Genomic DNA, 22,121 nt, shown 5'->3' with positions numbered 1-22,121 from the left:
TTCCCTTCCCGTCAAACACCACGGTGTTTTATGGCGGGCATGCCGCGATCGTTGGCCCCATGGCTCAGCCGCAGACTGCCTTCAACAATAGCGGGACCTTTCCCCCGCGGTAGCCAGAAAGAGAGGGAGATTCATTCTCATTTTCTACAAAATGGATTCGACAATATACAAAATTCCAGCCTGTAATCCAGCATGTCATCCGGGTTTTGAAAGCGCCAAAAACAAAAAGGCCCCTCGCGATGCGAGGGGCCTCGGCCCTGCGATGCGCGCCGGGCGCGCAGCGGAATCAGGCGAAATTCTTGGCCGCGAAGTCCCAGTTCACCAGGGCCCAGAAGTTTTCCAGGTACTTGGGACGGGCATTGCGGTAGTCGATGTAGTACGCGTGTTCCCAGACATCACAGGTCAGCAGCGGCTTGTCGGCCGTGGTCAGCGGGGTGGCGGCGTTGCTGGTGTTGACGATGTCGACGGAACCGTCGGCCTTCTTGACCAGCCAGGTCCAGCCCGAACCGAAGTTGCCGGCGGCCGACTTGTTGAAGGCTTCCTTGAAGGCGTCGAAGCTGCCCCACTTGGCGTTGATGGCGTCGGCCAGCTTGCCGGTCGGCGCGCCACCGGCCTTGGGAGCCAGGCTGTTCCAGTAGAAGGTGTGGTTCCAGATCTGCGCGGCGTTGTTGAAGATGCCGCCCGAGGACTTCTTGACGATGTCTTCCAGCGACAGGGTCTCGAACTCGGTGCCCGGGATCAGGTTGTTCAGGTTCGTGACGTAGGTCTGGTGATGCTTGCCGTAGTGGAACTCCAGCGTCTCTTTCGAGATGTGCGGAGCCAGCGCGTCCAGTTCGTAAGGCAGGGGGGGAAGAGTATGTGCCATGTGTCGGTTCCTTCTGTTGAGTGCACGATCAAGCCGTTCAATTGTATCGGCAACTCTGCGAGGATACCGCGTTAACCCCGCGGCGGCGCGGGGTTAACGGGCATGTGTTTATGCCTTGCGCGCGTAAACGCTACTCTTTCTCATAGCGCAGTTCACGCCCGCCTTGCGCGGCCACCAGCGTGCCGTCCTCGCGCACCGCCAATGTCATATGCAACGGTGTGCGACTGGCGGATTCTGGCAGGTCCAGATCGATGCGCAACGCGCGCGATGCGATATCGGACTTGCTCACATCCACGCTGTGCCAGCGCGCTCCGGAAGGCAGCGGCACGAACACCGCCAGCGCCTTGAGTTCACCCGGCGCGATCGGCGCGCTGACGCCATCAGCGCCTTCGGACTGCTTCGGCGTGCCGGCGTAATCGGCGCTGGCGGACGACATCGCCACATCGACCTTGACCGGCCGACCCTGGTAGTACACGCGGACCGTGAGGTCGTCGCCCTCGGCGGGCCGCGTGTCGGCGCCGACCTGCGCGATCGCCGAGAAGGGCTGGATCGGCGGCGTGTCCAGGCGCACCTGCTTGCCGTCGAGGCGCCAGGTGCCGCTGGCCTGGATGTCCATCGCGCCGTAGCTCATCAGGTAATCGAAACGGCCATCGGGCGACAGCAGCAGCTCGCTGCCGACTTCGCGCATGCCGCGCAGGTAGTAATGGCCGGCGACGCGCACCGCCGCTTTGCCGAGCGTCTTGGCGGCGCCGGACGCGGCCGGGCAGGTTTGCTTGAGCGACGCGCCAGCGGCCTGCAATGTGGCGGCGAACGCGGGCGCGGCCTGGCATGCCAGCGTCTGGCTGAACGACTGGCCCGACGGCGCCGCCGCTCCGTCGAAACGCGCATGATGCCGCGCCAGCAGCGCCAGCATGTCCGGCTGCCCGCTGGCCAGTGCCGCCCACGCCGGGCTGCGGCCTTGCGCATCGGCGGCGTCGGGGCTGGCGCCCGCCGCCAGCAAGGCGTCGGCCAGATCGGCGCGGCCCAGCTGGATGGCGGCCACCAGCGGCGTATCGCCGCTTTCGTCCTGGCGCGCGTCCAGGTCGCCCCCCACGGCCTTCAGGCGCGTGAGCACGTCGATCACCGTATCGCGGCGCGCGATCGCCAACTGCCGATCACGCAGCAAGGCCGACAGCAGGCGCTGCGGCAGGGTCCCCTCCTTGCGCGCGCATTCGGTCCGCGCGCCGGTATAGCCCGCCGCCTGCAATTGCGCGAAATACCCTGGCCGATCGAGCAGCGCGTATTCACCGCCGGACGGCAGGCAGGCGTCGGCCAGCGGTTGCTTGCCGCCCTGCTCCACCCGCTTGACCAGCGCCATGTCGCCGGAAGCCAACGCCGCGTTCAGCAAGGCATGGCTGGCGGGCGCGCGCGGCAGGCGTGGATCGTCGAGCCGCGCGCCCGCGCCCAGCAGGCGGTCGAGCATGGCGCCATCGCCGCCGCCGATGGCCCAATACAGGGCGCTGCGGCCGTCCGGCGCGAGGCCGAGCGGGTCGGCGCCCTTGGCCAGCAGCGCATCGACCATGGCCGCCTGGCCCGAGGTCACCGCCACCAGCAGCGGCGGCACCCCCTTGTTGTCGTAGGGATCGTCCAAGGCCGCGGCCGTCGCTGGCGGATTGACGGGCACGCCGGCGGCGATCAGGTACGCGGCCATCTCGGTGTCGCGGTTCTCCAGCGCCTGGCGGATGGCGCCGGCGTCGAGCGTCTTCAGGTCCAGGCCGGCGTCGACCAGGTTCCGCAACATGGCCGCGCCCTGCTTGCCCGGCTGGCGCAACGCCTGCGCCAGGGGCGAACGCGCGGGGTCGGCCAGCAGGGCCTGCAAGGTGGCGGGCGGCGTGGCCGCCAGCAGGTCGTGCAGCAACGGCGCGTCGTCGGCCTCGATCGCGCGTTGCAGCGCGGACTTGCGGTCATAGCCTTCGCGCACCAGCGCGGGGTTGGCGCCCGCGGCCAGCAGCACTCGCACGGCATCCGCCTGGCGGGCGCCGACCGCGTCCGCCAGGGGCGTGTCGCCGTTCTGTTCGGCGCCGTCGCCATCGACCGCCGCGCCCAGCGCCAGCAGGCGCCGCAGCACGGCGACGTCGCCCTTGCGGGCCGCCAGGTTCATGATGGGGCGCTCGTCGGCCTCCATCCTCAGGAAGACCGCCGCGTCGCCGGTCTGCGGCCCGCGCTGGTTGAACGGCATGCCGGCGCGCAGCAGCGGCACGGCGATGTCGCCGCGTCCCGCCGCCACCGCCGCCTGCGCCGCGTCCAGCCACAGGTCGCGGTCGCCGCTGGCGCCATAGCCCGTCTCCGGCGTCGTGCGCGGCCCCAGCTCGGCCAGCGCCGTGACCGCGCCGGCATTGCCGCCATAGGCCGCCAGCGCCAGCGGACTGACGCCGTCGCCATAGGCGGGCCGGGTGCCGGTGGCGGCCAGCGCCCGCACCACCTCGGCGCCTTCGGTCAGCTCCACCAGCGGCCCCCACGCCAGGTAGTCCGCGGCCCGGCGCGGCTCACCCTGCGCATCCTTGAAGGCCTGGCGCGTGGCGTCGTCGGCGTGCTCGTCGATGTAGGCAAAGGGGCGCGCGGCGCCGGCCTTGAGCAGCGCCAGCACCATGCGCGTGGTCTGCGCGCGGTCGACCAGCCGCGGCAGGTAGGTCATGCGCACCGCGAATTCGAAATCGCGATTGAGCAGGAATTCGAGCGGGGTCTTGTTCTCGTCGCCGCGCTGGTCGGGCCGCGCGCCGGCGGCCAACAACATGTCCAGGATCTCAGGCGTGCCGTACAGCAGGGCCAGTTGCAGCGACGGGCGGCGCGATTCGTAGGTGATGTCGTCGAGCGCCGGCTGGGTCGCCAGCAAGGCCGCGAGCATGCGGGTGCGCGCCGGCAGCGCGGCCTGATAGGCCTGGCGCAGGCGCGCCGCCTCGTCCGCCGGCATGTCCCAATACACGTGCTTGCCGCGCTTGCCCGCCGGCATCAGCAGCGCGTGCAACAGCGGCACGCCTTCCCGCGCGTAGTCGCCCGGCTGCTTCACCTTGGCCAGCGCGGCGGTGAAGGCCGCCTCGTCGCCGGCGGCGACGGCGCTGAACAAGGCGCGAGTCTCGGCGGTCTCGGCCGCCCGGTACTCGCGGTAGGGCGATGCGCAGTCGCAATCGGACGGTGGCTTGGACTGGGCCGACGGCGCGGCCGGGGGCGGTGGCGCCTCGGACGTCGGCGCGGCCGAAGGCGGGGGCGGGTCGATCTGGAATTCGGCGGGAGCCGCGGTATCGGCGGGCGCGGATACGGGGGCCGACGTGCGGCCGCGCGCATCGGCCTCGGACTTGTTGCGCGCCTTGGTGGCGCCGCCCTCGGCCCGCGCCGGCGGCGTCGCCGCCAGTGTCACGGCGGCCATCAGCGCCGCCAGCATAGCGGCCTGGCGCATGCGACGCGCAGGCTTGCGTGGTTGGTTCAACCGCATCGTTCCATCCCTGCCGGCCGGCCCCGAGGGCCGTGTTGTCCCACTACCGCCCGTTCGCGGCGCTTCAGAGATCGCGCGTCTCGCGCACCTGCGTGACCTCGACCCGGGCGCCGCCCTGCGCGAAGCTCAGGTCCAGGCCCTGCCCCGCCGCCAGGCCGGCGGCATCGCGCACGATGCGGCCGTCGGCGTCCCGGGCGATAGCATACCCGCGCGCCAGCGTGTTGCCGGGATCGAGCGCGCGCAGTTGCGCGCCGGCCGCGGCCAGCTGGTCGCGGCGCCGCGCCAGCAGGCGCGCGTGCGCCTGGCCCAGCTGGCGCGTCACGGCGGCCAGGCGTTCGGCGCCGCGGCGGGTGTCCGGGACACGATGCGCCAGGCGCTGCGCCAGCAGGTTGACGCGGGCGCCGCGCCGGGCCTGCGGACCGGCCCAGGCCGAGGCCAGCCGGTAGCTCAGGCTGTTCAGGCGCTCGCGCTGGTGCTCCAGCCGCTGGGCCGGCGACACCAGTTGCGCGGCGGCGCGGTCCAGCCGCTGCGCCGCGCGTTCCAGGCGGCGCTGCTGGCCGCGCACCAGCGTCTCGGCCGCGTACATGACGCGGCCCAGCAGTTCCGAGCGCGGCACGCAGGCCAACTCGGCGGCCGCGGTCGGCGTCGGCGCGCGCACGTCGGCGACGAAGTCGGCGATGGTGAAGTCGGTTTCGTGGCCGACGCCGCTGATGGTGGTGATGGCGCTGGCGTCGATCTCGCGGGCCAGGGCTTCGTCGTTGAAGCTCCAGAGGTCCTCGATGCTGCCGCCGCCGCGCACCAGCAGCAGCGTATCGACTTCACCGCGGGCGTTGGCCAGGCGGACCTGCGCGGCCAGCCGGGCGGCCGCGTCGGCGCCCTGCACCGGCGCCGGATAGATGATGACCGGCACCTGCGGCGCGCGCCGCGCCAGCGCCGACAGCACGTCGCGCAGCGCGGCGGCATGCAGCGAGGTGATCACGCCGATGGCGCGCGGCAACGGCACCGGTTCGCGCTTGCGCGCCGGATCGAACAGGCCTTCCGCGTTCAATTGCTCTTTCAGGCGCAGGAAGGCTTCGTACAGATTGCCCAGGCCGGCGCGGCGCATGGCGTCGACCTGCAGCTGGTAGTCGCCGCGCGGTTCGTACAGCGACACCCTGACCCTGATTTCGACCTGGTCGCCCGCGCGCGGCACGAAGCCGACCGCGCTGGCGCGGCCCCGGAACATGACGGCGCGCACGGCGGCGCGGCTGTCCTTGAGCGTGAAGTACCAATGCCCGGAAGCCGCCTGCGTGAAGTTGGAAATCTCGCCGCGAACCCACAGTGCCGGGATGCTGCGCTCCAACAACTGCCCCACTGCTTGGTTCAGCTGGGCAACTGTCAGGATATCCCGCGCAAATACGTTGTTTGTGACTGCAAGTTCAATTGTCATAAGGCTTTCCGATGCGTACCTGTCCACAGGGCATACGTAGCGGGCCGCCATGATACCGCGTCCGGGCATTTTTGCCGCGGCAGGCCCGAAAGCTAGCAAATTCGACCTAAGAACATGATTTTTATGGAATTTCTGACCATACGCGGTTGCTCGAATTTGGAGCAAACAAGCGCAAGCCCTGTGCCCGCAAGCGTTCCGGCGAAGTTTTGCACAGAATTATCCACAAATTCTGTGGATAGTTTTGCCGGCCGGCCGCCCTTGCCACATCCCCGCCGCGCCGTTACAGTTTCGGCTTGAGCAGATGCCGGCGCGTGGCCCTCCCCGCCCCCCGGTGCACCTGGAGTTGACCGCTTTGCTTTCCATCTTGCGCGAGGCCGGCTGGCCGATCTGGCCCCTGCTGGCGACGTCCGTGCTGGGTCTTGCGCTGATCTTCGAGCGCTTCCTGTCGCTGCGCCGCAGCCAGGTCATGCCGCGCGGCCTGAACGAACAAGTGGCCGAGATGCTGCGCAACCGCCAGGATTCGCCCGAATCCCTGAGCCGCCTGGAACGCAATTCGCCGCTCGGCCGGGTGCTGGCCGAGGTCATGCGCCACCGCCACCTGCCGCGCGAGGAATTGCGCAGCGTGGTCGAGGACACCGGCCGCGCCGTGGCCCATGACCTGAGCCGCTACATCCCCGCCATCGGCACCATCGCCGTGGTCGCGCCGCTGATGGGCCTGTTCGGCACCGTGGTCGGCATGATCGAGATCTTCGGTTCGTACACCCCCGGCGGCGGCGACCCCGCCCAGCTGGCGCGCGGCATCTCGATCGCGCTGTACAACACCGGCTTCGGCATCCTCATCGCCATCCCCGCCATGATCGCGCACCGCTATCTGCGCAGCCGGGTCGACGGCTACCTGAACGCCATGGAACTGTCGGCCGCGCGGCTGGCGCGCGCGGTCTCGCCCGCCTCCGCCGCGCGCGAGGACCGTCCATGAATTTCCGGGGCTCCCGGGGCGACCGCGACGAGCTGGACATCAACCTGATCCCGCTCATCGACGTCCTGCTGGTCATCCTCATCTTCCTGGCGGCGACCACCTCGTTCGCCCGCTTCACGCAACTGAAGGTCACGCTGCCGCAGGCCTCCGCCGAGCAGGAAACCCCGCCGGCGCTGGAAGTGGCGATCAGCCAGGATGGGCGCTATGCGCTCAACGGCACCCTGATCGACGTCTCCACGCCGCCCGAGATCGCCGACGTGCTGCGCCAGGCCGCCGCCGGCAAGACCGAACCGCTGGTGGTCATCAACGCCGACGCCCAGGCCACGCACCAGTCCGTGATCAACGTGATGGAAGCGGCCCGCCTGGCCGGCATCGGCCGCGTCAACTTCGCCGCCCAGACCACCCGGTGAGCGCGTCCCGCCCCAAGGCCTCGCTGCTTGCGCGCCAATGGCAGCACGGCGGCTGGCTCTCCACCCTGCTGCGCCCGCTGTCCGCGCTGACCGCCCGCGTGGTGGCGCGCAAGCGCGCGCGCTACCGCGACGGCCGCGCGACGGCCTACCGGGCGCCGGTGCCGGTGGTGGTGATCGGCAATATCTTCGTGGGCGGCACCGGCAAGACGCCGATGGTCATCGCCACCGTCGACGCGCTGCGCGCCCGCGGCTACACGCCCGGCGTGGTCAGCCGCGGCTACGGCGTGAAGCTGGGACCGCAGCCGCGCGTCGGCCAGGGGGAACTGGAGGCGGCCCAATTCGGCGACGAGCCGGCGCTGATCGCGCGCGCCACCGGCGCCCCCGTGGCGGTCCACCCGCGCCGCGCGCTGGCCGCGCAGGCGCTGCTGGCCGCGCATCCGCGCGTCGATGTGATCGTGTCCGATGACGGCCTGCAACACCTGGCGTTGGCGCGGGATGTGGAAATCGTGGTGCAGGATCCGCGCGGCGTCGGCAACGGCCGGCTGCTGCCCGCCGGCCCCTTGCGCGAGCCGGCCAGCCGGCTGCATGAGGTGGACGCAGTGATCACCAATATCGGCGTGCCGGACGGCCGCGCGGCGGCGCCAGCCGGCGCCGGGCCGCGCCAGGTCGCCATGTGGCTGGAGCCCGATGAGGCCCGCCAGATCGAGGGCGGCGCGCGCCGGCCGCTGGCGGCCTTCGCCGGCCAGCCGGACGTGGCCGCGGCCGCCGGCATCGGCAACCCGGAACGTTTCTTCACCACGCTGCGGAGCCAGGGCATCGCGCTGGCGGCCACCCTGCCCCTGCCCGACCACCACGACTACGCCAGATCGCCATTCCAGGCGCTGGCCGCGCAGGCCATCCTGGTCACGTCCAAGGACGCCATCAAGTGCGCCGCCTTGCACGACGCGCGCCTGTGGGAAGTGCCGGTGCGGGCCGGCTTCTCCGACCCGCAACTGTTCGACTGGCTGGCGCGGACGCTGCGCCAGCGCGCCCCGCGCCAGCCTTAGAAGAACGCCGCGCGCGTCGCGACCGGACGCGTGGCGTATTCCGCCAGGCCGCGCTTGCGGGCCGCCGCCGCGCGCAGCCGCAGCGCCGCCAGCGGCACATGCACCAGCAGCAGCAACAACGCCAACGCCAGCCAGATCACGCGCGCCAGCGACGGCCACGGATCGTCCAGCGAGCGCCGCGCATCGATGTCGACGACCACCTCGCCCGACGCTTCGCGCTCGACCGCCGTGACCACGCCGCCGACCTGGAACGGCCGGGCGCCGTCGGCCGCCAGCATCACGGTCTGTTGGGTCCACGCCTGCAGCAGGTCCTGCGTCTCGTCGCGCGGCGGCAATTGCGGCAGATCGGCGTAGCGGCCGGGCCACACCTGCAGCACCACGCCGCCGCGCTGGCGCGCCATCAGCGCATTGCCCGCGCGCGCCATGGCCTCCTGCACCTGCGGCTCCATGCTGCTCCTGGCCAGGCCGCGCAGCAGGTTGGCGGCGCGCGTGATGATGACGCCCTCGTCGGCATTGCCCTTTTGCTTGAAGGCGCCGCCCTGCGCCAGCCGCAACAGCGCCAGCCAGGTGTCCGGCTCGTCGCGCGCCAGCATCAGGCTGTCGACGGTCTCGGCCTTGAGGCGGTCGCATTCGGCGATGGCCGGGCCGGTGGCGGTCTCGCAGGCCAGCTCGATGGTCAGCACCAGATCGGTCACGCGGTTCACCGTCACCGCCGACACGTTGCGGGCGTTGTAGGCGGCCAGCGGATTGCCGGCCAGGCTGCCGTAGACCTGGTTGCGGACCAGCATGTCCATCATCGGGTTGGGCCGGGTCTTCAGGAAACCGCCCGAATACAGTTGCAGCGCGGCCGGCGCCAGCCGCAGGTCGTCGGCCTGGATCGCATCGCCCTGCCAGCGGATCCGCTCGCAGTCGAAGCGCACGTCATCCTGGCGGTACGCGTGCGGCTGGAACTGGCAGCGGCCCGCGCCCTTCAAGGCCACCACCTCGCCGGGCGCGGGCGGATCCTGGGTCAGGGCCGTGGCCGAGTCGTAGACCCGCGGCTGCGCGCCGCGCGCCCAGGCCGACGCCAGCGCGATGTCGCCGCGCAGATCGTCGCCGCCGATCAGGCCGATCGCCGCGCCGGCGATCAGGCCGGCCAGCGCCAGCGTCACGTGACGGCCCCAGGCCACCCGCGGGAACAGGCGCTGTTCCTCATCGACGGAAAAGCGGTTGCCCAGGCGCAGCACGGCGTAGTCTTGCACCCGCAGGTCCACGTCGACGCGGCCGTCGTCCGGCAGTTCCAGGTTGGCGCGCCAATGGTCGGGCAGCGTCACCGGCACCTTGTCGCCCAGGAACAACTGGGTCGACACCGCCTGCGCATTGGCCGGATTGGTCAGCACGATCGCGTTCAGTTCGCCGCGCACCCGGTTCACCTTCTGCGCCGCGCCCAGCGGCCGGCGGCGCCAGGTCAGCCAGACGGCCAGCAGCGCGGGCGCGGCGGCCGATGCCAGCCACGCCAGGCCGCCGCCCGCCGCGGCCACGCCCAGGCAGATGAACGCCGCCAGCCACGACAGGGCGGGCCAGAAGGCGATGCCGGCCGGCTGGCGCCAGGCGATCTCGGCGGGCGTTTCCTCGCGCTGGCTGAGGATCTCGACCCGCATGGCCTGCGCGAACTCGTGCTCGGCCTGGGCGTCTGGCGTCTGGTCCGTGCCATCCGCGGCGACCGCGTCGGCATCGACCACGTTCTGCATCGCGCCGAGCTTGCCGCTGGACCATTGCTGGTTCTGCTTCTGTCGGCGCGTCTCGCGCTCGCGGCCGCCGGCCAGGTCGAATGCGCCGTTCAGCGCCACCACGATGGCGAATTTCTCCGTCATCACCACTTCGGCCTGGTTGTCCTCGCGCAGATAGTCCCGCGCATCGTAGGGCAGCACCACGTCGACGCCGCCCAGCGTGTCGTGCATGGTGGCCGCGCCGTGGCCCGATTCCAGGCCGTGGCGCACGAAGGCGCCGCGCAACGGGAACACGCCGTCATTCAGGAGCGCGACGCTTTCGGTGGGCTTGGCGGGCCGCACCAGGAACGGCTGCACCAGCGCCTGTTCCTCCGCGCTCAGCCGCCGCAGCGGCTGGCCTTCCTGCTTGAGTTCGCGCAGCGCGCCCTTGTTGTCGCTGCGGCGCGCCATATAGGTGATGGCGCTGATGACCGACCACACCAGGATGATGAGCATCAACCCGATGCGAATGGTGTTGGAATCCATTGTTCTGTTTTTCCTCTTTCCTCATGTCGCGGCGCATCATAGCGACCATCCGTCCCGGAATTTCTAGCGCGAGCGTCAAAACATGACAATAATTAACAGAACAACCTGGCCGGCCGCGCCGCGCCCCGCCACTGTCTGCGCGGCGCGGGCCGATCGCGGGCTGCGCGCGCCCAAACTGTTTTAGAATCCCGGTCATGGAATCCCGCCTTCTCGACATCCTCGTCTGCCCCCTGTGCAAGGGCCGCCTCGAACACGACCGGACCCAGGCCGAACTGGTCTGCCGCGCCGACCGCCTGGCGTTCCCGCTGCGCGACGGCATTCCCGTCATGCTTGAATCGGAAGCGCGCTCGCTGGACGACGCGCCCGTTTCCTCCTGACCCGCCCGCATCGTGAGCTTCATCGCCCTGATCCCGGCGCGGACCGCCTCGACCCGCCTGCCCGACAAGCCGCTCGCCGACATCGCCGGCAAGCCGATGGTGGTGCGCACGGCCGAGCGCGCGGCACAATCGGGCGCCTCGCAGGTCTACATCGCCACGGATGACGCTCGCGTCCGGGACGCCGCCCGGGCCCACGGCCTGCGCGCCCTGATGACCCGCGGCGATCATCCCACCGGCACCGACCGCCTGGCCGAGGCCGTGGAACAGCTGGGCCTGCCCGACGACGCCATCGTCGTCAACGTGCAGGGCGACGAACCGCTGATCGAACCCGAACTCATCGACGCCGTGGCCGCCCGCCTGGCCGACAGCCCGGAGGCGGACATCGCCACCTGCGCCTGTCCGCTGGCGGACGCCCAGGCGCTGTTCAACCCCAATGTGGTCAAGCTGGTCTGCGCCGTCGACGGCCGCGCGCTGTATTTCTCGCGCGCGCCGATCCCGTGGGCGCGCGACGCGCTGGCCGGCGGCGAGCGCGTGCTGGCCGACGGCCTGCCCGCCTGGCACCACATCGGCCTGTATGCCTACCGCGTGTCGTTCCTGCGCCGCTACCCGACCCTGCCGCAAGGCGCGCTGGAACGGTTCGAGTCGCTGGAACAGCTGCGCGCGATGGAGCACGGCCACGTCATCGTCGTCCATCGGGCGTCGCACCCTCCGGCCGCCGGCGTAGATACCCCGGCCGACCTGGAACGCGTTCGCTTGATCTATAGCAATCGTATATAAGGGTTATTTCGCATGGCGCGGCCCCGCAGAGGCTGTTGCATTGCGGCATAATCGCTCGGATCACAAAAATTAAACCCCATTCAGGAGCACTCATGCGTCTCATCTTGCTCGGACCTCCCGGCGCCGGCAAAGGCACTCAGGCCGCGTTTCTCACCCAGCATTTCGGCATTCCCCAGATTTCCACGGGCGACATGCTGCGCGCCGCGGTCAAGGCCGGCACGCCCCTGGGCATCGAAGCCAAGAAGGTCATGGATGCTGGCGGCCTGGTCTCGGATGAGATCATCATCGGCCTGGTCCAGGACCGCCTGAAGCAGCCCGACTGCGCCAACGGCTACCTGTTCGACGGCTTCCCGCGCACCATCCCGCAAGCCGACGCGCTCAAGAGCGCCGGCGTCAAGCTGGACTACGTGGTGGAAATCGAAGTCCCCGAAGAAGACATCATCGAACGCATGAGCGGCCGCCGCGTGCACCAGCCCAGCGGCCGCAGCTACCACGTGCGCTTCAACCCGCCCAAGGTCGAAGGCAAGGACGACATCACCGGCGAAGACCTGATCCAGCGCGACGACGATCGCGAGGACACCGTCCGCAACCGCCTGAACGTGTACCGCCAGCAGACCCGTCCGCTGGTCGACTATTACTCGACGTGGGCGCAGCAAAGCCCCGCCGACGCGCCGAAGTATCGCAAGATCTCCGGCGTCGGCGCGGTCGAGGAAATCAAGTCGCGCCTGTTCGAAGCCGTCAAGAGCTGACCGGGCGCTTCGATGGCTCCAGGCCTTCGGCGCCGGCCGGACGCGATGCGTTCCGGCCCCGGCCCGAAGGCCTTGTCGCATCCGGCGCCCGCCGCGCCGCTTTCATCCCTTGAATTGATCTGGTGGTAGAGACATGGAAATCGCGAACAAGGTATTCATCGTTACCGGTGGCGCATCCGGCCTGGGCGCCGGCACCGTGCGCATGCTGGTGGCCAACGGCGCCAAGGTCGTCATCGCCGACCTGCAGGACGGCCCTGGCGAGGAACTGGCCAAGGAACTGGGCCAGCGCTACGTGCACTGCGACGTGACGCAAGAGGCCGACGGCCAGCGCGCCGTCGCCGCCGCCAAGGAACTCGGCACCCTGTTCGGCCTGGTCAACTGCGCCGGCGTGGCGCCGGCCGCCAAGATCGTCGGCAAGAACGGCGCGCACCCGCTGGACCTGTTCCAGAAGGTCGTGTCGATCAATCTGATCGGCAGCTTCAACATGATGCGCCTGGCCGCCGAGGCCATGAGCGGCAACACGCCCGAGCCCACCGGCGAGCGCGGCGTGATGATCAACACGGCCTCGGTCGCCGCGTTCGACGGCCAGATCGGCCAGGCGGCCTATGCCGCCTCCAAGGCCGGCGTGGCCGGCATGACCCTGCCGATCGCCCGCGACCTGGCCAAGACCGGCATCCGCTGCATGACCATCGCCCCCGGCATCTTCGGCACCCCGATGATCTTCGGCATGCCGCAGGAAGTGCAGGATTCGCTGGCCGCCAGCATCCCCTTCCCCGCCCGCCTGGGCCGTCCGGAGGACTACGCCAAGCTGGTGCAGAGCATCATCACCAATGACATGCTGAACGGCGAAACGATCCGCCTGGATGGCGCCATCCGGATGCCTCCAAAGTAAAAATGCCCCCACGCCCCCCCAATTTCCCGGGGGGCTTTTTTTCTTTTGCAGTCACCTCAATGAGCCTGTTCCGTTCGGCGGCCACCGTCAGCAGCCTGACCCTGCTGTCCCGTATTTCCGGCCTGGCCCGCGACGTCCTGGTGGCGCGCGCCTTCGGCGCCGGCCCCATCACCGACGCCTTCTGGGTCGCCTTCCGCATTCCCAACCTGCTGCGCCGGCTGTTCGCCGAAGGCGCCTTCGCCCAGGCCTTCGTGCCGATCCTGGGCCATGCCCGCAACAACCGCTCCGAGGCCGAGGTCCGCACGCTGCTGGACCGGGTGGCGCTGCTGCTGACCATGGCCCTGATGGCGGTCACGCTGATCGGCATCATCGCCGCGCCGTGGGTGGTGTCGGCCATGGCCAGCGGCCTGCGCGGCGCGGCCCGCGATACCGAATTCGGCGCCGCCGTCTGGATGACGCGGATGATGTTCCCCTACATCTTCTGCATGTCGCTGATCGCATTCGCCTCCGGCGTGCTCAACACCTGGCGCCGCTTCGCCGTGCCGGCGTTCACGCCGGTGCTGCTGAACCTGGCCATGATCGCCGCCTGCCTGTGGCTGGCGCCGCGCATGGACGTGCCGGTCTACGCGCTGGCCATCGGCGTGATGGCCGGCGGCGTGGCGCAACTGGCGGTGCAATGGGTCGCGCTGGCGCGGCTGGGCATGACGCCGCGCTTCTCGCTGCGCTTTCGCGAGGCCTGGGCCGACCCCACCGTGCAGCGCATCCTCAAGCAGATGGCGCCGGCCACGCTGGGCGTGTCGGTGGCGCAGATCTCGCTCTTGATCAACACCAACATCGCCACCTGGCTCACGCCCGGCAGCGTCACCTGGCTGTCGTTCGCCGACCGCCTGATGGAATTCCCGACGGCCCTGCTGGGCGTGGCGCTGGGCACCGTGCTGCTGCCCAGCCTGTCGGCGGCCCACGCCCGCGACGACCACGACGGCTACAGCGCCCTGCTCGACTGGGGCCTGCGGCTGGTGCTGCTGCTGGGCCTGCCCGCGGCGGTGGGCATGGCGCTGCTGTCGGACGGCCTGGTGGCCACGCTGTTCCATTACGGCGCGTTCTCGTCCCAGGACGTGCTGCAGACCCGGCTGGCGGTCATGTCCTATTCGGCCGGCCTGATCGGCCTGCTGGCGGTGAAGATTCTGGCGCCCGGCTTCTACGCCAAGCAGGACATCCGCACCCCGGTGAAGATCGCCATCGGCGTGCTGATCCTGACCCAGCTGATGAACGTCGCGCTGGTGCCGCTGATGGCCCACGCCGGCCTGGCGCTGGCGATCGGCCTGGGCGCCTGCCTGAACGCGCTGGCGTTGCTGATCGGCCTGCGCCGTCGCGGCGTCTACCGGCCCGGCGAGGGCTGGGGCCGCTTCGCCCTGCGCCTGATCCCGGCCCTGGCGGCCCTGGCCGCGCTGCTGCTCTACGCCGATGGCCGTATTGACTGGATCGGCCTGCAGGCCCATGCCGGCCATCGCGCGCTGTGGCTGACTGGCGTATTGGCGGCCAGCGCGGCGGTCTACTTCGGCATGTTGTTACTGTTTGGGTTCCGTCCCCGAGATTTCGGACGCCGGTCCGCCCGCTAATTTCCGGGGTTCGCACCCCAATCTCAGCAAAAAGCCGGCTACCCGCCGGCTTTTTTTTGCATTTGATTCGTCAAGAATTGACAAGCGGCCGGTAATCTTTGGTAAAAAACCTTTATTATTTACAAATTGCCATCGAAAGGATTCCCGCCTGGCCCCCAGGCGGCAGCTTGAAGTGAAGTACGCCCAAGGACAACCCATGGCGGACCAAGTCATCAATTGGTTACTGCTGCTACGCTCCGGTAAAGCGACGGCGCAGGACTACAACGATTTCCTGGCGTGGCGCGCGGCCGACCCTCTGCATGAGAATGCCTGGCAACAATTGACGGGCACTCTGGCGGGTTCAGGCTTCGGCCGGCTGGGCGACGCCTATCCTGCCGGTTACGCCACGACCGCCTCGCCGCCCCCGCCGCTGGTGGCGCCCGCGCCTGCCGTCACGCCACCCGTCGTCGTGCCGCCGCGCCGGCGCTTCCTGACGGGTTCGCTCGCGCTCGCCAGCGCGGGCGCCTGCGCCGCGTACGTCGGCAACGCCTTCTACCCCTTGAGCAACGTCGCGGCCGATGCCGCCACGGCCACGGGCGAACGCCGCCGCTACCAGCTTTCCGACGGCAGCCAGTTGCTGCTGGACGCGCGCAGCCGCGTCAACCTGGACTTCACCCCCGCCTACCGCCAGGTACGGCTGCTGGACGGCGCCGTCACCGTATCGGTGGCGCCCGACGCCCGCCGGCCCTTCCTGGTGCAGACCGCCGAGGGCACCGTGCGCGCCCTGGGCACCCGCTACATGGTGCGCCAGCAGGCCCAGCGCACGGTGGTCGTGGTGCACGAGCACGAGGTGGTGGTGGAGACCATGGCCGGCGCCCACGGCATCGTGCGGGCCGGCACCGGGGCGCGCTTCGACGCCTCGCGCATCGACACCCCGCGCGCCGAACTCATGGCCGAGGCCGCCTGGGAATCGGGCTGGGTCGACGCCCGCGGCCGCCCGCTGGCCGAGATCATCGCCGCCCTGCGCCCCTATCGCAGCGGCTCCCTGCGCGTCTCCATGGCCGCCGGCGGCCTGCCGGTGTCCGGCCATTTCCCGCTCGACGACACCGACGCGGCGCTGACCGCGCTCGAAGACATGATGCCCATCCACGTGCGGCGCTATACGCCCTGGTTCGTCTCGATCAACGTCGCGGCCTGACCACGCCCGCTGACACGGGGCTGTAACGAAAAGCCGCTTCCGTTGTATACTCAGCACGGTGTTTTTATCCAGTAGGCGCAGCAGGGCCAATCAGGCGTTGATTCCTTCGATGCCCGCGCGGTCTGAAGCCCGGGTCAAGCTACCCGGGCCCTGCAGTCCGAGGGTTTCCTCGCAGCGCCCCCCGCCCGGTTGACGGGCGCTCCATCGGCAGACACGGCATTTAAAGCTTGCAATCCCCCGGGGACTTGCTAAAATGTTCGACTTTGCCGAATTCAACTTACATAGCAACATGGCCAATACCGCCCAAGCCCGCAAGCGCGCTCGCCAATCCGTTGAGCGCAACAAGCACAATTCCAGCCTGCGCTCGATGCTGCGCACCGCCATCAAGCGCGTTCGCCAATCCATCGCCGCCGGCGACAAGGCTGCGGCTGGCGACGTGTTCCAGAAGGCGTCGAGCGTGATCGATCGCGTGGCTGACAAGAACATCATCCACAAGAACAAGGCCGCTCGCCACAAGAGCCGCCTGGCTGCCGCCATCAAGGCGCTGGCCTAAGCCATTATGCCGCCCTGCCTTGCAGGGCGTCATGAATACGGCAAATGAAGAAGGATGCCCACGGGCATCCTTTTTTGTTGCCTGTTGCCTATTTGCCCGCCGCCGCCCCCCCTTGCCTCACGGGCCCGAGGGCCGGCAGCGCCTGTCAGTCCTGCCGGGCCGCGAGGCGGACGCGGATCTGCTGCGCCTCGTCGCGCAGGGTCGCGGTAAACGCATCCACCAGCGGGTTCTTGGGCCGGTGTTCCGGAAACACGAGGTTGACCCGGAACGGGAACGACCGCCGCAACGGGCGGATATGCAGGCCGCGGCCGATGAAATCCAGCGCCGTCAGCGGGTTGACGATGGCCAGGCCCAGCCCCTGGCGCACGAATGCGCATAACGAGACCGCCGTCGGCGTTTCGATGATCGCGCGCCGCAGCACGTTCTCGGCCGCGAACGCCTCATCGATCTGGATCCGGTAGGGGTCGCTGGACGACAGGCTGACGAATGGCTCGCCGGCGAAATCGGCCAGCTCCAGCGCCGGCCGCGCCAGCAGGCGATGGCCGTCGGGCAGCACGCAGACCTCATCCACCTCCAGCAATAATTCCAGCCGGGTGCCGGCCGGCTCCAGCTCGTGCTCGGTCAGGCCCAGGTCGTAGCGCTGGGCCGTGAGCCATTCCTCCAGGAACGGCGATTCCTGCGCCTCCAGCGCCAGGCTCACGCCCGGGTAGTCCTGGCTGAAGCGCCGGAACGCGCCCGGCAGCAGCGAATGCGAAAACGCCGGCAGCGCGATCACCGCCAGCTGCCCGTCCTGGAACGCGCGCAGGCGCGCCGCGGTGGACGCCACCCGCTCCAGCCCGGCGTATGACTGCCGCACCTCGTCGTACAGCGCCAGCGCCGGCATGGTGGGCCTCAGGCGGCCGCGCACGCGCTCGAACAGGGCGAAGCCGATGGCCTGCTCCATGCGCGCCAGCTCGCGGCTGACGGTGGGCTGCGAGGTGAACAGCAGGTCGGCGGCCTTGGTCACGCTGCCCGCGATCATGAGGGCGCGGAAAACTTCGATGTGTCGATGCGTCAGCATGCCAAACCCATATCAGGAATGAATCGATGTGGAAAATCTAAGCATTTTACTGGATGACCTGGCGCAGGCATGATGCTGCCCTGATTCCCTACCCCGTCACCGCTACAAGGTTCACCCCGCAATGGCTTTCGATCCGCGCCAACTCACCCAACTCGCCGCCGAGCACGGCACCCCGCTGTGGGTCTACGATGCGGCCGTCATCCGCGAGCGCATCGCCCAGCTGCGCCGCTTCGACGTCATCCGCTATGCGCAGAAAGCCTGCTCCAACCTGCACATCCTGCGCCTGATGCGCGCCGAGGGCGTGATGGTGGACGCGGTGTCGCTGGGCGAGATCGAGCGCAGCCTGGCCGCCGGCTTCGAGCCCGCGGGCGAGCCGGCCGGCGTGGTGTTCACGGCCGACCTGATCGACCACGCCACCCTGGCCACCGTGATCAAGCACGGCATCACCGTCAACGCCGGCTCGCTCGACATGCTCGAACGCGTCGGCCAGCACGCCCCGGGCCACCGCGTGTGGCTGCGCATCAACCCGGGCTTCGGCCACGGCCACAGCAACAAGACCAACACTGGCGGCCCGCAAAGCAAGCACGGCATCTGGATCGACGACGTCGCGGCCGCCATCGGCATCGTGCGCCGCTACGGCCTGAAGCTGGTCGGCATCCACATGCACATCGGTTCGGGCGTGGACTACGGCCACCTGTCGAGCGTGTGCGACGCGATGGTCGACGTGGTTGCCTCGCTGGACCACGACATCGAGGCCATCTCGGCCGGCGGCGGCCTGTCGATTCCGTATCGCGAGGGCGAGCCGCGCATCGATTGCGACCACTATTTCGAGCAGTGGGACGCGGCCCGCAAGCGCATCGAACAGCGCCTGGGCCATGAGGTGCGCCTGGAGATCGAACCCGGCCGCTTCCTGGTGGCCGAGGCCGGCGCGCTGGTGGCCGAAGTGCATGCGATCAACCGCCGTCCCGAACGCGACTTCGCGCTGGTGGACGCCGGCTTCAACGACCTGATGCGCCCGGCCATGTACGGCAGCTACCACCGCATCTCGGTGCACGCGCCCGACGGCGCCACGCCGCCGACGGCCGAGACCCGCGTCGCCGTGGCCGGTCCGCTGTGCGAATCGGGCGACGTATTCACGCAGGATGCCGGCGGCGTGGTCTCGGACCAGTCGCTGCCGCAGCCGCGCATCGGCGACTTCCTGGTGTTCCACAACGCCGGCGCCTACGGCGCGTCGATGTCCTCGAACTACAACACCCGGCCGCTGGCGGCCGAGGTGCTGCTGGACCGCGACGAGGCGCGCCTGATCCGCCGCCGCCAGACGGTCGCCGACCTGCTGGCGCTGGAGCAATAAGGCGGATCGCGGCCGTGGCGAATGCGACGGCCGCGCGATCAAACCGGCTCAGGTGGGAAAGGCCTCGCGCAAGGCGAAGGTGGCCTGCTTGAACACGCCCAGGTCGGTGCCGACCGCGACGAAGTGCATGCCCATGTCCAGGTAGCGGCGCGCATCGGCCTGCACCGGCGCCAGGATGCCCACCGCCTTGCCCTGCGCGGAGACGCGCTGGTACAGGTGGCGAATCGCTTCCTGCACTTCCGGATGGCCCGGATTGCCCAGATGGCCCAGGGCCGCGGCCAGGTCCGACGGGCCGATGAAGACGCCATCCACGCCCTCGACCGAGGCAATCGCGTCGACCGCCTCGATGCCGGGACGGCTCTCGATCTGCAGCAGCACGCATATGTTGTCGTTGATGGTCTTGAGGTAATCGGGCACGGTGCCGTAGCGGTTGCTGCGCTGCATCCCGGCCACGCCGCGCATGCCCTGCGGCGGATAGCGGGTCGCGGCCACCGCGCGGCGCGCGTCATCCTCGGATTCGATGAAGGGAATCAGCAGGTTGTAGAAGCCAATGTCGAGCAGGCGCTTGATCTCGACCGGGTCGTTCCAGGACGGCCGGCCGATGGCGGCGCTGGCGCTGCCCTGCAGGGCCTGCAGTTGCTGCAGGAACATCGGCACGGTGTTGGGCGAATGCTCGCCATCCAGCAGCAGCCAGTCGAAGTCGGCCAGGCCCGCGACTTCCGCGGTGACGTGGCTGGACATGCACATCCAGAAACCGATCAGGCGCTCGCGCGCCAGGATGCGTTGGCGAAAGCGGTTGGGCAAGGGTGAAGTCATCGCTGCGTGTTTCCCATCGAATGAAGCCCCGGCGCCGCCCGGCGCGCGGGGTGTGCTGATACCGGACGCTAGTCCATGCGGGCGCCGGAGGCCTTGGCCGCCGCGCCCCACTTGTTGATTTCGGATTGGACGAAGGCCGAGAACGCCTTGGGGTCGTCGCCCACCACCACGAAGCCTACGCTTTCCAGCTTCTGCCGGATATCCGGTGAAGCCAGGGCTTTCACGGTGGCCTGGTTCAGGCGCTGGATGACCGCGGGCGGCGTCTTGGCGGGCGCCGACAGGCCGAACCACGATTCGGCGGCAAAGCCGGGGTAGCCGGATTCGGCCACCGTGGGCGTATCCGGATAGGCCGGGTTGCGCTGGGCGCTGGCCACCGCCAGGGCGCGCAGCTTGCCGGACTTGACCTGCGGCAGCAGCGAGTCCTGGTTCAGGAACATCACCGACACACGCCCGCCGATCATGTCGGTGATGGCCGCGGCGCCGCCCTTGTAGGGCACGTGCACCAGGTCGAGCTTGGCGGCCTGCTTGAGCATCTCCATGGCCAGATGGCCGGACGACCCGTTGCCCGAGCTGGCGTGGGTGTACTTGCCGGGATTGGCGCGCACCAGCTTGATGAAGTCGGCGAAGTTGGTGGCCGGGAATTCCATGTTGGCCACCAGCACGTTAGGGCCGGTGGCCAGCAGCGAGATATGGACGAAGTCGCTGTCGCGGTACGGCATGCTCTGGTAAAGCGAATAGCTGATGGCGTTCGAGCCCACGCCCGACAGCAGCAGCGTGTAGCCGTCGGGCTCGGCCTTGGCGACCACGTCGGAACCGATGTTGCCGTTGGCGCCGCCCTTGTTCTCGACCACCACGCTCTGGCCCAGCTCCTTGGACAGCTCGGCGGCCAGCAGGCGGCCGACCGCATCGGTGCTGCCGCCCGCGGGGAACGGCACGATCAGCTTGACCGGCCGCGTCGGCCACTCCTGCGCCAGCAGCAGGCCCGGGGCCAGCGCGGCGGCCGCGCCCAACGCGATGGCGGCCAGCCCCAGCCGGCGGCGCGCCGGCGATGTCTTGTCTTGCATGGTTGTCTCCTTGTCGTGTTTTTCTAATGCTTGTCGCCCGGTGGCCGGGTCGGTGGATCACCGCGCGGGCAGGCCCGCGCGGCGGGAAAAACGTCATGCGACCGGACGGGTGACTCAGTCCAGCAGATAAGGCACCGCGGCGCGCTCGCAGATCTCGCGCAGGCGCATCGCCAGCGCCGCGGAGATCGGAATGCCCTGCTCGCGGCGGCGCGCGCGCTCGGCGGCCTCGGGCTCGCCAGCCACCAGCACCGGCTCGTCGGGCCGCGCGGGCGGCGTGTCGTGCAGCGTGTCGATCAGGTCGTCCATGTCCGACTCGAACGAACCGCTGGCGCGGAAGGCGTCGGGGTTGAGCGCCAGGAAGAAGTGGCCAACGTCGTCCGGCTCGCCCGGACGCCGCGTGACGTTGCGGCGCGCCGCCAGCGCGCTGCCGCTGAGCGTGCCGCCCAGGATCTGCGCCATCATCGCCAGGCCGTAGCCCTTGTGGCTGCTCATGGCCGGCGTGCCGCCCAGCGGCGTCAGTCCGCCCTCGGGATGCTTGAAGATGAACTGCATGGCGGCATCGGCCGCGGTGACCGGCGCGCCCTGCCCGTCCACCGCCCAGCCCGGCGGCAGCGGCTTGCCGAGAAAGTCGTAGACCTTGACCTTGTTGGCCGCCACCGTGGTGGTGGCCATGTCGAGCACGAACGGCTCGTTGTGGGCGGCCGGCGCGCCGAAGGCGATGGGGTTGGTGCCCAGCATGGGCATGGCGCCGCGCGTGGGCACCATGATGACGCCGTTGGCGCTGCTGGTCACCAGCCCGACCACGCCGCGCTCGACCGCGATGCGGGCATAGACGCCGGCCGCGCCGAAGTGATGCGAATTGCAGACCGACACCGCGCCCACGCCATGTTCCAGCGCCTTGTCGACGGCCAGGTTCATGGCCTGCGCCGACACCGGATAGCCCAGTCCGCCCATGCCGTCCAGCAGCGCGCTGGCGCCGCCGTCGCGCACCACGCGCGGCCGCGCGTCGAGCTTAAGCGAGCCGGCGCGCCATTTCTCTTCATAAGCCGGCAGCATCGAGATGCCGTGCGAGTCGATTCCCAGCAGATCCGTCTCGGCCATCAGGCCGGCGGTGATGGCGGCCAGGTCGGGTGCCATGCCCCAGGCCTGCAACACCGTCAGAATCTGCTCGCGCACCCGCCCCGCCGATGCCGCTATCCCTGCCGAACCATTGCCTTGCACTCGATCTCTCCTGCTGTTGCCAATGTGGGGCCTGGA

At 69.6% G+C, this 22,121-nt stretch carries 19 protein-coding genes; 11 read left to right on the top strand and 8 right to left on the bottom strand.

The window, feature by feature from the left end:
• Window positions 1–286: 286 nt before the first annotated feature.
• From sodB to xseA, 3 genes are all read right to left on the bottom strand, one after another.
• The gene (gene sodB, locus I6I07_RS18890; RefSeq protein WP_054430101.1) at window positions 287–865 is read right to left on the bottom strand and encodes a superoxide dismutase [Fe]; all 579 of its coding nucleotides are present in this window, start codon (window positions 863–865) and stop codon (window positions 287–289) included.
• A gap of 130 nt (window positions 866–995) precedes the next feature.
• Window positions 996–4,298, bottom strand: a complete 3,303-nt coding sequence (locus I6I07_RS18885; protein WP_232625648.1) for an ankyrin repeat domain-containing protein — start codon at window positions 4,296–4,298, stop codon at window positions 996–998.
• Between the two features lie 100 nt (window positions 4,299–4,398).
• Entirely contained in the window at window positions 4,399–5,763 is a 1,365-nt protein-coding gene (gene xseA, locus I6I07_RS18880; RefSeq protein ID WP_198483243.1) for an exodeoxyribonuclease VII large subunit, read from the bottom strand.
• Between the two features lie 352 nt (window positions 5,764–6,115).
• Here xseA and I6I07_RS18875 point away from each other — a divergent pair, with 352 nt between their 5' ends.
• Genes I6I07_RS18875 through lpxK form a run of 3 tightly spaced genes read left to right on the top strand, consistent with a single transcriptional unit; the run spans window position 6,116 to window position 8,195 of the window.
• Window positions 6,116–6,739 carry a MotA/TolQ/ExbB proton channel family protein gene (locus I6I07_RS18875; protein ID WP_061074149.1) on the top strand — a complete coding sequence of 208 codons (624 nt, stop codon included), beginning with the start codon at window positions 6,116–6,118 and terminating at the stop codon, window positions 6,737–6,739.
• The gene (locus I6I07_RS18870; protein WP_054430107.1) at window positions 6,736–7,149 is read left to right on the top strand and encodes an ExbD/TolR family protein; all 414 of its coding nucleotides are present in this window, start codon (window positions 6,736–6,738) and stop codon (window positions 7,147–7,149) included. The genes I6I07_RS18875 and I6I07_RS18870 overlap by 4 nt, the downstream gene beginning before the upstream one ends.
• Window positions 7,146–8,195, top strand: a complete 1,050-nt coding sequence (lpxK, locus tag I6I07_RS18865; protein ID WP_198483242.1) for a tetraacyldisaccharide 4'-kinase — start codon at window positions 7,146–7,148, stop codon at window positions 8,193–8,195. Before I6I07_RS18870 ends, lpxK begins: the two co-directional genes overlap by 4 nt.
• Here lpxK and I6I07_RS18860 read toward each other — a convergent pair.
• Entirely contained in the window at window positions 8,192–10,429 is a 2,238-nt protein-coding gene (locus I6I07_RS18860) for an IgaA/UmoB family intracellular growth attenuator (protein ID WP_198483241.1), read from the bottom strand. The two genes, lpxK and I6I07_RS18860, sit on opposite strands and share 4 nt — an antisense overlap.
• A 194-nt stretch (window positions 10,430–10,623) precedes the next feature.
• On the opposite strand from I6I07_RS18860, the gene I6I07_RS18855 reads away from it, so the two are divergent.
• From I6I07_RS18855 to rpsT, 7 genes are all read left to right on the top strand, one after another.
• A complete protein-coding gene (locus tag I6I07_RS18855; protein ID WP_006396036.1) occupies window positions 10,624–10,806 on the top strand; it encodes a Trm112 family protein in 183 nt (60 codons plus the stop codon).
• 12 nt (window positions 10,807–10,818) lie between these two features.
• The gene (gene kdsB, locus I6I07_RS18850; protein ID WP_198483240.1) at window positions 10,819–11,583 is read left to right on the top strand and encodes a 3-deoxy-manno-octulosonate cytidylyltransferase; all 765 of its coding nucleotides are present in this window, start codon (window positions 10,819–10,821) and stop codon (window positions 11,581–11,583) included.
• A 92-nt stretch (window positions 11,584–11,675) separates the two neighbouring features.
• Window positions 11,676–12,332, top strand: a complete 657-nt coding sequence (gene adk / locus I6I07_RS18845) for an adenylate kinase (RefSeq protein ID WP_006396038.1) — start codon at window positions 11,676–11,678, stop codon at window positions 12,330–12,332.
• Between the two features lie 133 nt (window positions 12,333–12,465).
• Complete coding sequence (locus I6I07_RS18840) at window positions 12,466–13,224, top strand: 3-hydroxyacyl-CoA dehydrogenase (protein ID WP_006396039.1); 759 nt, start codon at window positions 12,466–12,468, stop codon at window positions 13,222–13,224.
• Window positions 13,225–13,283: 59 nt separating this feature from the next.
• Entirely contained in the window at window positions 13,284–14,843 is a 1,560-nt protein-coding gene (gene murJ, locus I6I07_RS18835) for a murein biosynthesis integral membrane protein MurJ (RefSeq protein WP_198483239.1), read from the top strand.
• 196 nt (window positions 14,844–15,039) lie between these two features.
• The gene (locus I6I07_RS18830) at window positions 15,040–16,020 is read left to right on the top strand and encodes a FecR family protein (protein WP_198483238.1); all 981 of its coding nucleotides are present in this window, start codon (window positions 15,040–15,042) and stop codon (window positions 16,018–16,020) included.
• 289 nt (window positions 16,021–16,309) lie between these two features.
• Window positions 16,310–16,573 (top strand): 30S ribosomal protein S20, encoded by a 264-nt coding sequence (rpsT, locus tag I6I07_RS18825; RefSeq protein ID WP_025135824.1) that lies wholly within the window; start codon window positions 16,310–16,312, stop codon window positions 16,571–16,573.
• 145 nt (window positions 16,574–16,718) lie between these two features.
• Here rpsT and I6I07_RS18820 read toward each other — a convergent pair whose 3' ends face one another.
• Window positions 16,719–17,633, bottom strand: a complete 915-nt coding sequence (locus I6I07_RS18820; RefSeq protein ID WP_198483237.1) for a LysR family transcriptional regulator — start codon at window positions 17,631–17,633, stop codon at window positions 16,719–16,721.
• A 121-nt stretch (window positions 17,634–17,754) separates the two neighbouring features.
• On the opposite strand from I6I07_RS18820, the gene lysA reads away from it, so the two are divergent.
• A complete protein-coding gene (gene lysA / locus I6I07_RS18815) occupies window positions 17,755–18,984 on the top strand; it encodes a diaminopimelate decarboxylase (RefSeq protein ID WP_198483236.1) in 1,230 nt (409 codons plus the stop codon).
• Window positions 18,985–19,032: 48 nt separating this feature from the next.
• Here lysA and garL read toward each other — a convergent pair whose 3' ends face one another.
• The 3 genes from garL to I6I07_RS18800 form a co-directional block, all read right to left on the bottom strand.
• A complete protein-coding gene (garL, locus tag I6I07_RS18810) occupies window positions 19,033–19,800 on the bottom strand; it encodes a 2-dehydro-3-deoxyglucarate aldolase (RefSeq protein WP_198483235.1) in 768 nt (255 codons plus the stop codon).
• 68 nt (window positions 19,801–19,868) lie between these two features.
• On the bottom strand, window positions 19,869–20,864 hold the full coding sequence (locus I6I07_RS18805; protein WP_198483234.1) for a Bug family tripartite tricarboxylate transporter substrate binding protein: 996 nt from the start codon (window positions 20,862–20,864) through the stop codon (window positions 19,869–19,871).
• Window positions 20,865–20,978: 114 nt separating this feature from the next.
• Window positions 20,979–22,085: an Ldh family oxidoreductase gene (locus I6I07_RS18800; protein WP_198483233.1), complete on the bottom strand. Its 1,107-nt coding sequence runs from the start codon at window positions 22,083–22,085 to the stop codon at window positions 20,979–20,981.
• Window positions 22,086–22,121: the final 36 nt, after the last annotated feature.

Origin of the sequence: Achromobacter deleyi (assembly GCF_016127315.1) — a bacterium.
In the GTDB taxonomy this organism is placed as follows: Bacteria; Pseudomonadota; Gammaproteobacteria; order Burkholderiales; family Burkholderiaceae_B; genus Achromobacter; species Achromobacter insuavis_A.
The sequence above is the reverse complement of the archived record's forward strand: the minus strand, read 5'-3'. Positions and strand labels throughout refer to the sequence as shown.